Origin of the sequence: Endobacterium cereale, from assembly GCF_009617585.1 — a bacterium.
GTDB classification, from domain to species: domain Bacteria; phylum Pseudomonadota; class Alphaproteobacteria; order Rhizobiales; family Rhizobiaceae; genus Neorhizobium; species Neorhizobium cereale.
In genome coordinates, this window is the sequence record NZ_WIXI01000045.1 from 134,361 (window position 1) to 146,749 (window position 12,389).

At 59.2% G+C, this 12,389-nt stretch carries 14 protein-coding genes; 11 read left to right on the top strand and 3 right to left on the bottom strand.

The window, feature by feature from the left end:
- Positions 1 to 17: 17 nt before the first annotated feature.
- Both ctaD and coxB read right to left on the bottom strand, forming a co-directional pair.
- Positions 18 to 1,733 (bottom strand): cytochrome c oxidase subunit I, encoded by a 1,716-nt coding sequence (gene ctaD / locus GAO09_RS16065; RefSeq protein WP_153355025.1) that lies wholly within the window; start codon positions 1,731 to 1,733, stop codon positions 18 to 20.
- Between the two features lie 14 nt (positions 1,734 to 1,747).
- Positions 1,748 to 2,629, bottom strand: a complete 882-nt coding sequence (gene coxB, locus GAO09_RS16070) for a cytochrome c oxidase subunit II (RefSeq protein ID WP_153355218.1) — start codon at positions 2,627 to 2,629, stop codon at positions 1,748 to 1,750.
- A gap of 321 nt (positions 2,630 to 2,950) precedes the next feature.
- On the opposite strand from coxB, the gene GAO09_RS16075 reads away from it, so the two are divergent.
- The 4 genes from GAO09_RS16075 to GAO09_RS16090 all read left to right on the top strand — a co-directional run bounded on the left by GAO09_RS16075 (position 2,951) and on the right by GAO09_RS16090 (position 6,475).
- The gene (locus tag GAO09_RS16075) at positions 2,951 to 3,529 is read left to right on the top strand and encodes an invasion associated locus B family protein (RefSeq protein ID WP_153355026.1); all 579 of its coding nucleotides are present in this window, start codon (positions 2,951 to 2,953) and stop codon (positions 3,527 to 3,529) included.
- Entirely contained in the window at positions 3,529 to 4,029 is a 501-nt protein-coding gene (locus GAO09_RS16080; protein WP_153355027.1) for a YcxB family protein, read from the top strand. The genes GAO09_RS16075 and GAO09_RS16080 overlap by 1 nt, the downstream gene beginning before the upstream one ends.
- A gap of 528 nt (positions 4,030 to 4,557) precedes the next feature.
- Positions 4,558 to 5,973, top strand: coding sequence for a metalloprotease TldD (tldD, locus tag GAO09_RS16085; protein ID WP_153355028.1), 1,416 nt, complete (start codon positions 4,558 to 4,560; stop codon positions 5,971 to 5,973).
- Between the two features lie 10 nt (positions 5,974 to 5,983).
- Positions 5,984 to 6,475, top strand: coding sequence for a GNAT family N-acetyltransferase (locus tag GAO09_RS16090; protein ID WP_153355029.1), 492 nt, complete (start codon positions 5,984 to 5,986; stop codon positions 6,473 to 6,475).
- Between the two features lie 16 nt (positions 6,476 to 6,491).
- Here GAO09_RS16090 and GAO09_RS16095 read toward each other — a convergent pair whose 3' ends face one another.
- Positions 6,492 to 7,415 carry a hypothetical protein gene (locus GAO09_RS16095; protein ID WP_153355030.1) on the bottom strand — a complete coding sequence of 308 codons (924 nt, stop codon included), beginning with the start codon at positions 7,413 to 7,415 and terminating at the stop codon, positions 6,492 to 6,494.
- Between the two features lie 281 nt (positions 7,416 to 7,696).
- Between GAO09_RS16095 and GAO09_RS30095 the strand changes: the two genes are divergently transcribed.
- From GAO09_RS30095 to GAO09_RS16125, 7 genes are all read left to right on the top strand, one after another.
- Positions 7,697 to 8,425, top strand: coding sequence for a hypothetical protein (locus GAO09_RS30095; protein ID WP_235938206.1), 729 nt, complete (start codon positions 7,697 to 7,699; stop codon positions 8,423 to 8,425).
- Positions 8,329 to 9,075 carry a sulfite exporter TauE/SafE family protein gene (locus GAO09_RS16100; RefSeq protein WP_324185449.1) on the top strand — a complete coding sequence of 249 codons (747 nt, stop codon included), beginning with the start codon at positions 8,329 to 8,331 and terminating at the stop codon, positions 9,073 to 9,075. Before GAO09_RS30095 ends, GAO09_RS16100 begins: the two co-directional genes overlap by 97 nt.
- Before the next feature lie 141 nt (positions 9,076 to 9,216).
- Entirely contained in the window at positions 9,217 to 9,648 is a 432-nt protein-coding gene (locus tag GAO09_RS16105; protein WP_153355032.1) for an ABZJ_00895 family protein, read from the top strand.
- A gap of 45 nt (positions 9,649 to 9,693) precedes the next feature.
- A complete protein-coding gene (locus tag GAO09_RS16110; protein WP_153355033.1) occupies positions 9,694 to 10,086 on the top strand; it encodes a DUF7674 family protein in 393 nt (130 codons plus the stop codon).
- Between the two features lie 19 nt (positions 10,087 to 10,105).
- Positions 10,106 to 10,339, top strand: coding sequence for a hypothetical protein (locus GAO09_RS16115; RefSeq protein ID WP_153355034.1), 234 nt, complete (start codon positions 10,106 to 10,108; stop codon positions 10,337 to 10,339).
- 99 nt (positions 10,340 to 10,438) lie between these two features.
- Positions 10,439 to 10,594: a hypothetical protein gene (locus tag GAO09_RS29670; protein WP_209018733.1), complete on the top strand. Its 156-nt coding sequence runs from the start codon at positions 10,439 to 10,441 to the stop codon at positions 10,592 to 10,594.
- Positions 10,595 to 11,089: 495 nt separating this feature from the next.
- Positions 11,090 to 12,205, top strand: a complete 1,116-nt coding sequence (locus GAO09_RS16125) for a polysaccharide deacetylase family protein (RefSeq protein WP_153355035.1) — start codon at positions 11,090 to 11,092, stop codon at positions 12,203 to 12,205.
- The last annotated feature ends 184 nt before the right edge of the window (positions 12,206 to 12,389 follow it).

A 12,389-nucleotide genomic window follows, 5' to 3' on the forward strand; every position in this document is an offset into this window, starting at 1 on the left:
CATTTATTGTCGTGTGCTTACCTGATGCGCGGCAGCTGTTCCCACTGGTGGACCGGCGGCGGTGAAGACAGCTGCCATTCCAGCGTGGTTGCGCCCTCTCCCCACGGGTTATCACCCGCGACGCGCTTCCTTGCGAAGGCTTCCCATACGCCGAAGAGGAAGATCAGTACACCCACAAATGAAATGTAGGAGCCGACGGAGGAGACATAGTTCCAGCCTGCGAACGCATCCGGGTAGTCGATATAACGACGCGGCATGCCAGCAAGACCGAGGAAATGCTGCGGGAAGAACACAAGGTTCACACCGATGAACATCACCCAGAAATGCAGTTTTCCGACGAACTCGTTATACATGTAGCCGGTCATTTTCGGGAACCAGTAATACCAGCCCGCGAAGATTGCGAAGACGGCGCCGAGCGACAGCACGTAATGGAAGTGCGCGACGACGTAATAGGTATCGTGCAGCGAGCGGTCGAGGCCGGCATTGGCCAGCTGCACGCCGGTAACGCCACCGACGGTGAACAGGAAGATGAAGCCGATCGCCCAGACCATCGGCGTCGCGAAGGTGATCGAGCCACCCCACATCGTCGCGATCCACGAGAAGATTTTGACCCCTGTCGGCACGGCGATAACCATCGTGGCGAACACGAAGTAACGCTGCGCATCCAGTGACAGGCCGACCGTATACATGTGGTGGGCCCAGACGATGAAGCCGACCGCACCGATCGCCACCATGGCATAGGCCATGCCGAGATAACCGAAAACCGGCTTCTTGGAGAAGGTGGAGATGATGTGGCTGATAATGCCGAAACCGGGCAGGATCAGGATATAGACTTCCGGATGACCAAAGAACCAGAACAGGTGCTGGTAAAGGATCGGATCACCGCCGCCTTCCGGCGAAAAGAAGCTGGTGCCAAAGTTGCGGTCGGTCAGAAGCATGGTGATGCCACCCGCCAGAACCGGCAGCGACAGAAGCAGCAGGAAGGCCGTGACCAGAACGGCCCATGCGAACAGCGGCATCTTGTGGATGGTCATGCCCGGTGCGCGCATGTTCAAGATCGTGGTGATGAAGTTGATGGCACCCAGAATGGACGAGGCACCGGCCACGTGCAGCGCAAAGATCGCCAGATCGACCGCCGGTCCCGGCTGGCCGGAACTTGCGAGCGGCGGATACATGGTCCAGCCGCCGCCTGCGCCATAAGCGCCTGCCGGGCCTTCGACGAACATCGACAGCATCAAGAGAAGGAAGGCCGGCACGATCAGCCAGAACGAGATGTTGTTGAGACGCGGGAACGCCATGTCCGGCGCACCGATCATGATCGGGATCATCCAGTTGGCGAAACCGCCGATCATCGCCGGCATGACCATGAAGAAGATCATGATCAGCGCGTGCGCTGTCGTAAACACGTTGAACATGTGCTTGCCGCCATCGAGTGCGGCATCGCCTTCGAAACCGTAAACCATCGCCGCCAGACCGTGAAAGATCTGGATGCCCGGTTCCTGCAGCTCCATACGCATGGCGACCGACATCAGGCCGCCGATAATGCCCGCCATGATCGCGAAGATCAGGTAGAGCGTGCCGATATCCTTGTGGTTGGTCGACAGGAACCAGCGCGTGAAGAAGGACGGCTTGTGATGATGATGTGGGTGATCGTCGTGCGAATGCCCATGATCATGAGCGTGCCCATGATCAGAATGCGCGTGATCATGTGAATGATCGTTATGTCCGGCCATGATTGTCCCTCCCCTTACTTCGAAGCCACTGCAACGGATGCATCGGTCACATCGGTTGCGGCCATCAATGCCTTGTTGGCGCCGGGAAGATCTCCCGCGGCGGCAGCCTTCCAGGTGTCGTATTTGTCTTGCGACACGACGCGGATGGCGATCGGCATGAAGGCGTGGTCCTTGCCGCAAAGCTCGGAACACTGGCCGTAATAAAGGCCTTCCTTTTCAGGTTTGAACCATGTTTCGTTCAGGCGGCCGGGAACGGCGTCGATCTTGACGCCGAAGGCGGGCATGGCAAAGGCGTGGATGACATCGGTCGGCGCCGCCGTCACCAATACGCGAACGGTCTTATTAACCGGCAGCACCACTTCATTGTCGACGGCGAGAAGGCGTGGATAGACTTTCATGTCTTCCTTGCCGGCTGCCGCACGATCGGGTTCCTTCAGCATGTAGCTGTCGAAGGCGAGCGGATTGTCGCCGCCTTCATATTCATAATTCCACTGCCACTGGGTGGCCGTTGCCTTGAGCGTGATGTCCGGATTTTGCGGAATCGTCAGCTGCGCGTTCAAAAGATTGAACGAGGGAATGGCGAGAAACAGCAGGATCAGCACCGGAGCGACGGTCCAGACGATTTCGATCGCGGTATTGTGACTGGTGCGCGAGGCAACCGGATTTTTCGCGGCGTGAAATTTCACCGCCACGACGATCAGCAGCGCCAGCACGAACAGCGTGATCGGCACGATAAACCAGAGCGAGTAGTGATTGAACCACTTGATCTGATGCATGATCGGCGTCACCGGCTCCTGGAGATCCAGTTGCCAGGGTTTTGGTTGGTCGGCGACGGCCACGGTCGCCAAGGGCAGACAGATCAGCGCACCGACCCCCGCAAAAGCCCTAGAAATCATCATGCACCTCCCTTACATTTTGATCCGGCTCAAATCTCAATGCAGTTTTCCCTGCTACACACCTCGGTTCAATCATAATTTGCGGTTTGTCGCAATATGCGCTCCTGCCCTGCACTGCGGCATTTTAGCCCGCCCACACACAATCTTTGCGCGCAGTTTCAAACCCTTGCGGCAACGGCCTATCCCCGGTAGAGCAGGCACGGTCCGCTTGAAGCCCGCAGTCCCACTTTCGCCGCACTCGGCTGGAAAGAGGCTGTGAGGCTTTTCATTCCTGGGTTCGGCGACGACAATGACGCCGTGATTCGATATCTTGAGGTTTTCATGGCGCTTCGCCTAATCCGCCACCGTCTTCTGTCCGCCTGCGTCGCAGTGCTTGCCACCGGCTTTGCCTTTTCGGCATCCGCGCAGCTGGCACCGCCGACCTCGAACGAAAAGCAGCCGCGGGCCGAGGCCACCACGCCGCAGCAGCCCGGAAACGTGCGCGGCAGCCACGGCGCATGGTCCGTCCTCTGCGACAAGCCGGCGGGTGCCGCTACCGAACAATGTGCATTGATGCAGAACGTCATCGCCGATGACCGCCCGGAAGTGGGCCTGTCCGTCGTCGTGCTGAAGACCGCCGACAACAAGTCAAAAATTCTCCGCATCCTCGCGCCGCTCGGCGTGCTCCTGAAGGACGGCATGGAGCTTTACGTCGACAACAACAATATCGGCCGGGCCTACTTTACCCGTTGCTTCAACGAGGGCTGTTATGTCGAGGTGGAGATCGACGACGAGCTGATGCGCATTCTGCGCGCTGGCAAGAGCGCCGTGTTCGCTTTGCGTGAAAGCGTCGATCAGGACCGCGTCGGTATTCCGATCGAACTGACCGGCTTTGGCCCCGGCTACGACGCCCTGCCCTGATGGCCTCTTTCGAGACCCAGCGCTTTACCCTCACCTATGACGACGGCGTCCTGAAAGACGCCGTTCGCGCCTTCATCCAGCGGCGGGCCTTTGCCGAACAGCGGATGATGTGGGTGATGGCGGCGCTGATGGCGGCGTTTTCCGTCTATCTTTTTGGAGCGGGCGGCAATGACGTGTTTGCCGCCGTGCTGATTTTGCTCGCCATCGCCCCCTTCATCTGCGTTCTCATTTTCCGGCGCATGCTGATCACCCGCACGCTGAAGCGCAACCGCCGCACGGCGGATGTGACGGTGGATGCCGATGGTATTGCCGTGGTTTCGGATATCGGCGAAGGCCAGATGCTGTGGCGCGATGTGACCGAGATCTGGGAACTGCCGGCCGCCTTCATGGTCTTCACCGATACGACCGTGTTCGACACGTTTCCGAAGGATGGCATGCCGGACGTGGTGCAGGCGCATTTGCGGGCGCGTGCGGCGCAGATGGTGGTGGCGCAAGGGTAAGGCTTGAGGCTTGAGGCTTGAGGCTTGAGGCTTGAGGCTTGAGGCTTGCTCTGCGATGAAACGCTGCTTCGTCATCCTCAATTCGTTCTCCTTGGGCATCCGCCTCCCCGCTCTCCGCCATCATTCTCATCATCATCGCCCTCCTCTTCCTCCGGCTTCCTCTCTCTCCGGCCTCCTCTTCCTCCGGCCTCCTCTCTCTCCGGCTTCCTCGCTCTCCGTAGTCATGCTCGTTTCCCTCTCCTGGTCATCCTCGGGCTTGACCCGAGGATCCACAACCAGGCCCTCCATGGGTGCCGCATGGATCCTCGGGTCAAGCCCGAGGATGACCACGGTGGGTGAGGATGACCACGGCGGACGAGGATGACTGCGGAGGGGGTTGTGCGCCTTGCCGACCGACGGGAATCCAAGGCAAGGCTTGCGTCAGTTCGATGACGGTCCTACATCGGATTCCTGATATATTTCGGTTTGGACGCAGCGATTTGCCCCTCATCCGAACCGGAAGGCGCGACAAGCCGCCAAGGAGCATGCATGAACACCGACCTTCTCAACCTGTTCGACGTCGATGAAACCAGATTGCGCGAGATCCTGTCGCAGTCTCTTTCCGGCGCCGATGATGGCGAGCTTTACCTCGAACATGCGCAGGCGGAATCGCTGGCCTTCGACAATGGTCGACTGAAAGGTGGTTCATTCAATACCGATCAGGGTTTTGGCCTGCGCGCCGTGGCCGGTGAAGCCGTCGGTTATGCCCATTCGGGCGACATGTCGGAAGCGGCGCTGAAGCGTGCGGCGGATGCCGTGCGCGCCGTCACCTCCGGTTATTCCGGCTCCTACGCGGCTGCCCCGCAGCGGACCAACAAGAAATATTACGGCGACGAAAACCCGATCGGCGAACCGAGCTTTGAGGCCAAGGCAAAGCTGCTGGCCGAAATCGACGCCTATCTGCGCGACAAGGACCCGAAGGTGCGGCAGGTCTCCGCCTCGATCGCCGCTTCCTGGCAGGTGGTCGATATTCTGCGCGCCGATGGCCACCGCGTGCAGGACGTGCGCCCGATGACCCGCATCAACATTTCCGTTGTCGTCGGTGAAGGCGATCGGCAGGAAAGCGGTTCATTTGGCACTGGTGGTCGCGTCGGTTTTGGCGAGTTCGTACGCGAAGGCAACTGGAAGAGCGGTGCCGACGATGCGCTGCGTCAGGCGCTGGTCAACCTCGAGGCGATCGATGCGCCGGCCGGCACGATGGATATCGTGCTTGGCAATGGCTGGCCGGGCGTGATGCTGCATGAGGCTGTCGGCCACGGTCTGGAAGGCGATTTCAACCGCAAGAAAACCTCGGCTTTCGCCGGTCTGCTTGGCGAGATGGTGGCCGCGCCCGGCGTCACCGTCGTCGATGACGGCACGATCGACAACCGTCGCGGCTCGATCACCGTCGATGACGAAGGCACGCCATCCGCCTATAACGTGCTGATCGAAAACGGCCGTCTGGTCGGTTACATGCAGGACCGCCAGAACGCACGCCTGATGGGCATGAAGCCGACCGGCAACGGCCGTCGTCAGGGTTATGCCCATATTCCGATGCCGCGCATGACCAATACCTACATGCTGTCAGGCGACAAAACCCCGGAAGAGATCATCGCGTCGGTCAAGAAGGGCATCTATGCCGTGTCATTCGGCGGTGGTCAGGTGGATATCACCTCGGGCAAATTCGTGTTCGGCTGCACCGAGGCCTACATGATCGAAAACGGCAAGCTCGGCGCGCCGGTCAAGGGCGCCATGCTGATCGGCAATGGCCCGGATGCGATGAAGCGCATTTCCATGGTCGGCAACGACAGCAAGCTCGATACCGGCGTCGGCAATTGCGGCAAGGGCGGCCAGTGGGTGCCGGTCGGCGTCGGCCAGCCGCATCTGCGCATGGATCAGATCACTGTCGGCGGCACCAAGGCCTGAGGATTTCTTGATGAGCGAGATCACCGTCCGCCCTTACGAACCACGGGATGCGGACGGTGTCGTTTCCGTCATCCTGCCGATCCAGCGCGAAGAATTCGGCTTTTCCATCACGGCGCAAGACCAGCCGGACCTCGCCGTCATTCCCGACTTCTACCAGACCGGCAAAGGCGGGTTCTGGGTGGCGGAACAGGATGGCGTCATCGTCGGCACCATCGGCTTGAAAGACATCGGCAATGATCAAGCCACGCTGCGCAAGATGTTCGTGGCGGCGGAAGCGCGCGGTCGTGAACATGGGACGGCGGCAAAATTGCTGGAGCGGCTATTTACCCATGCCCAAGCGGCGGGCCTAAGTGAAATCTTTCTCGGCACGACCGAAAAATTCCTGGCCGCACACCGGTTTTATGAAAAGCACGGCTTTGTGCAGGTGGAGAAGGCGGAGCTGCCGGAAGCGTTTCTGTTCATGAAGGTGGATACGCGGTTTTACCGGCGTGGGGTGAACTGACCCGAACCCTGACGAGTTATTCCTGCGGCCGCTTGTGGGTTACCGAAATCCTGATCCGGTTGAAAAGCTCCATCAGCGCCGCCGGATCCTTGGCTTTTGCAAGTTCGGCGATGCTCACTTGCGGCTGGGTTTCGGCATTCAATTCATAAAGACCCGCCGGATGTGGAAAGCTCGCGACAAATGTTTTCAGTGCAGCCTTGCTATCTGCACTGGCAACAGCTTCCGGCAATGCATCGATGGAGGCCTTGGCAGACAGCTGATATCGCTCAACCAAAGGCTGCGGCTCCTCATCCCAAGGCAGTTTCGAGATGAGAGCCTGTACGACCAGAATCTCGAACAACCCATGGCTTTCGAGGCGAGCAGAGACATTTTTGATCGTCGCCTGATCACTGCCTTGCGCACGTTTTCCCTTAAGCGGCGGCAACTCGCTGAGATTTGACATTGCACCGCTCAGGGAAAACGAACCGAATTGCCGGTTGACCCAACTAAAATCGTGCAGCAGCAGATCACGGCTATGTCGATCCCACCGATAGGACAGATGGATATCGTTGGTTCGCTGCAGGGCGCGCAGTTGATAGGAGAGATTTGGAGAAGAGACAGTTTGCGAAAAACGCATGCCTGTTGCTGTCGCCTCCAACGCGTCCGGCAGGCGATTCTCCGTTGCGGACAGGAACAGGTCCGTCCCGGTGACACGCATGTCTTCGAAAAGCCAGCGCATGCTCGGATTTAAGACAAAGTACAGATGTGTACCATGGCAGCCGCCATCGATTGGCTCAATCTTGCCGCCCTTCGTCAACTCGATGAAAAAACCCCAACTCTTCAAGAAGCTTTCGCAATCCGTGACGGTCGCGGGCTCAATAGCGGCAGGGTGCTCCTGCGCGATGGCGGCCAGTGGAGCAAAAAGACAAGAGGCGGCGAACAGGACGCGGGATACGGACAACATGCAATCTCCAGGGCAAGGCGAACTTAACCGCCGCTGCGCGGGAGATTGGAGCGATTTGCGTCCACGACAATGACCGACGCCTGATTTTTGCATCGGACCTCGCATTTAGGGTATTTTTCGGGGACGAATGGCACAACCTTCGACAGCCGCAGCAATACACAATTTGTAGCGATCCCCATCAAAACCCGCCGTTTGACACATCGCCAAAAAGTCCGCCACCTGGAGCACCTCGCAGTCAAGCCCGCTGCCCGTCCACCCTCATCCCGGAAACCCGCCACATGATAACCGCCGTCCTCCGCCGCCTTTTCGTTGGCCTCCTGCCCGTCTTTGCCGCCGCCGGACCGGTGACGGGGCTCGACTACGGTCGGGCCATTCATCTCGATGCGGAGGAACTTGCTGAGACCGGCATTGCCGAGGCCTATGGCAAAATTCGCCGGCAGCTGCAGAGTTATGTGCAATCGCCTGCCGATCTGTCCGAGATCATCGATCCGGATGCGCCCCGCTATTCGGTGAGGGTCGCCGGCACGAATTATCCGATCTATGGCCCCGAGATGCCCAACGACGAATACCAGAGCTGGGGCATTGCCACTTGCGTGCTCTTCAAGATCGTCAACGATCAGTTGAAGGATACGGGCACGCAGCTTTATGCGCTGAATGGCGGAAACGACCTCTTTGGCATCTTCCTGACCACCGACGAAGTGAAAGCGGCAAAACGCTCAATGCCGAAAAAAACCGACGGACTGGCCATACCTGCCGACGGCAGATCATCCCTGGTACGGCCAGCCGCATTAACGGACCGGTTGCGGCTTGACAGCCTCCCCAAAATCCCGCCACCTTCTGCACCTTCCCCCACCGCAGCGACCCGCCCACCATGTCCCTCGAAAACCTTCTCGACACGCTCAATGCCTGGCTGCCCGGTCAGAACTGGTCGCAGGTCGCCTTCGTTTTTGCCGCCGCCACGGTTGCAGGCCTTGCACGCGGTTTTTCCGGCTTTGGCGGCGCGCTGATCTTTGTGCCGCTCGCCGGTGCCGCGATGAGCCCGAAAATCGCCTCGGCGCTGCTGCTTCTGATCGACGGCACGATGACGCTCGGCATGGTGCCGGCAGGCTGGAAGAGGGCCAATCGTCGCGAAGTCGGCACGATGTTGATCGGCGCGCTTTTCGGCGTGCCGCTCGGCACTGCCCTTCTGGCGCTGGCCTCGCCGATCACCTTGCGCTGGATCATTTCCATCGTGGTTCTGCTTTTGCTCGCCTTCCTGATGTCCGGCTGGCGATACCATGGCCGCCCAAAAGTGCCGCTGACGATTGGGGTCGGCTGGCTGGCCGGGCTGTTCGGTGGTGCGGCACAGATGTCCGGCCCGCCCGTCGTCGCCTACTGGCTGGGCGGGGCGATCCCGCCGCAGACGGTGCGCGCCAATCTGGTCGTCTATTTTGCGCTGGCTACGGTGATTTCCGCCACATCCTATATCGTCAGCGGCATCCTGACGCTTGAAGTCGTACTCCTCGCCGCCGTCATCGCCCCCGGTTATGGGGCGGGGCTTTATCTCGGCTCGCATCTTTTCGGTATTGCCAGCGAAACGACATTCCGGCGGATCTGTTTCGGATTGATCGCCATGGCCGGGCTGATCGGCCTGCCGTTGTTCGATGCATGGCGGTAAAACACATCGCGACCATGTATTGCGAGTGCACAAAATTTCTGCAAATTGGAATTCCATTACCAATGCGGATGATCCGACAGCAACATCACAACATCTGCGTTCGTTACAAGAGTTCTAATGTTTTCCATGAAGGGAAATTTCATGCAGAATGCAGATGCACGCCCGGCCTCCACACCATTCATACTGGGTATTTTTACCGCGACATTTCTGGCACTGATCGTTCTTCTTGTTCTTGTTGTCACATTCCTGCCCTTCAACAATCCGGCCATGGGCCTGATCGTAGTTTTTGCGGCCGGCGGCGTGGCGGCCAATCTATGGTTTTCGCGCGAAAAGGCAGCACCGACGAGCGGCCGCGCCTGGAGCCATTCGGTGATGTGCGGCGTCATCGCCACCATCCTTTCGTCCACGCTGGCCATTCTCGGCCTGTCGGGCGACGATCGCCTGTGGAGCGAACTGGGCGGCGCCGGCCTGACCATGGTGATCGTTTTTGCGGTCATTGCCGTGATCCAGATCCTCATCGTTCGCCTCAGCTTCTGGGTGACATTCCGCCAGGCAATGAAAAAGGCGGCGTAAACCGCTGCCGAACCGCCCTCGACGCAATCCGGTACGGAGCCGATCATGAGTGCATGGCGCCGCAAGGCCATCGAAGCCGCGCCGGACCTGCGTGATTGCCTGGAGCGCGCATGGTCGCCCATGGCGGCATGGATCGAACTGCATCTGCATTTCGAAACGGTCGTGAAAGCCGGCGAGATGGACAAGGCCAGGCGGATCATGGATCACGCCCGCGACTGCATGGCTTCGGCAAACCGTGACATCACCACCGCCGTCGCCAATGCTTTCATTGAGCATCTTGCCGAGGACAAAAGCATACGGGCGCGCTTGCCCGAAATAATGAAAGCGCAGGACGTGCAAGCATGGCGGGTGCTGATGGCCTATCATTCGGATGAAAAGACAATCGCGGATCTTGAAGCGGCCTGCCGCGAGCACAGACCGAGATCGAAACGATCGTGATGCCACAGGGAGATCGACGATGTTTTATCCGGACGGCAGACTGGCGAGGCTCGGCGATCGGGTCAGGCTTGGCGGAAGAGACGGCATTGTCGTCTTTTCCATCGATACGGACGAGTTTTCCGAATGTTTCCCTCGCGAGGATTGGGCGGATTACGGTGAGGGCATCATGGTGGACCTTGCGGGCATAGGCCTGATCCTCTGTATCGAACCCGATGAGGATCTCGAGTTTGTCGCCTCGGAAGCGGAGAGTTAGGCAGATGTTATCAAGGTAGATATTGCCGCTTCAAGCGGGTGGCAATGCGCATCCACTTGGCCCACCACTCAGATCAAAGAACATTCAGGAAAGTTTGGCGTGGCCATTTCGGATCATCACCTTGCGTCCCCGCCACCGGCAGGTCGGGCGCGCGATCTCTGGCTCCAGCACGCTGCAGGCTTCATCCTGTTCGAAGATATTCGCAATCATGCCCGCGAAAATATCGATGAAAGACTGGATGCGAGGACGAAGTGACACAATCCGTGGACCTGATGGCACAGGGCGACGGGATGTGCATGGGCTTTCATGGGTGGCAGGACGGTGATTTCGGAGACCAGCCACTGATCAAGGAGTGAGCTTTTATTGATCGATCGAGAGAAATACACCTGTCCGACAGTCCGCAAAGCGCTTCAACTGTCGATACAGACGATTGAAATCCAGCAGAATCTGCTGCCTTGAAGCGGTTGTATCTCACATGCTCGTTCCTGCTGGCCTGTACGTTTCTGGTCCTGTATCTGCTTGGCATCGAGTTTCCGGGATCCACAGCCGTTTATCTGTCGATCCTGATCAACAATTTCATTGCCTGTGTCCTGATATATCGAGACCAGTCGCCTTGTTGAAGCTGGAAGGGTGCAACATCTCGCCTGCACATCACCCTCCCCCAAAACCCCGCCTACCATTCTTTAACAACGCTTAAGACAACCGCGCTAGTTTCCCTCAAATGATCACATCCGGGGTGGCAAAATCGCGATGACGGGGAGGTTTGACGCAGTCTGGCGCCGAAGCGTCAAGCGCGCGCTGATCTTGGGCGGCCTTGAAGCCGCCGCTATCGCTGCGCGCGCCAAAATCATGCCCTCGGCGCGTGGCTGCGGTGCCATCTTCACGCTGCATCATGTGCGGCCCCCTGAGGGGCACCCGGCCGAACCGAATGCCCATCTCGATGTCACGCCCGAATTTCTCGATGGCGCCATCCGCCGGTTGAAGGCCGATGGTTATGAATTCCTGTCGCTCTGCGATGTCGCGGCGCGGATGAAACTGCCGGGTTCCGCCAGCACAAAACCTTTCGCCGCCTTCACGCTGGATGACGGTTATCGCGACAATGTCGAATACGCCCTGCCGGTGTTCGAGCGCCATGGCGTGCCCTTCACCGTTTTCGTTGCCAAGGGATTTGCGACACGCACCCACGGCATGTGGTGGGAAACGCTGGCCGCTCTCTTGAACGTAATGGCCGAAATCCGGTTCGACTTCGGTGCGGGCGAGATCACGCTTCCGCTCGAAACCGGCACCGACAAGCTCGACGCATTCGACCATTTCTCGCGTTTCATCGCTTCAGGCCCCGAAACAGAACAGGTGGCGGCCATTGATGCGCTGGCCGCCCGTTACGGCATCGATGCCCTGGCGATGACCGCGCAATTGACCATGGATGTGGAAGAATTGCGGGCGCTTTCACAACACCCGCTGGCTTCACTTGGCGCCCACACGGTCAGCCACCGCTCGATCGCGCAACTGGACGGACAGGAGGCTCGGCAGGAAATGCTTGCCTGTCGCGATTGGATGGAGGCGACGTTCGGCACCCGTCCGAAAACGTTTGCCTATCCTTATGGCACCGCCAATGCCGTTTCCGAACGCGACAAGGATCTGGCGCGGGAACTGGGTTTCGATCTCGCTGTCACCACGCGGCCGGGCACGATCGGCGAGGCCTTGCGTGACCGCATGACGGCGCTGCCGCGCATTTCGCTCAACGGTTATTATCAGGTGCCGCGGTATGTTTCGGCTCTCGCTTCCGGCCTGCCCTTCGCGCTTTCGGCAAAACCGCGCATTGCCGGAGACGGGAAACTGAGCCCGGCGGGGGAAGTCGTGGGGTGATACCCACCTGCCCGCACTCTGCGCAAATCAGCCCCTACTGGCGATTTCCAACACCTGGCCGGAGCTCGCATGTTGAGGTCGTGATCTCTCCCGCAAAAGGAGAGATAGGTCCGCCACTTCTTTTCCTCTCCGCTTGCGGGAGAGGAAAAGACGCTTACCGGCCGCGCTTGGTGAGGGGTAAAAG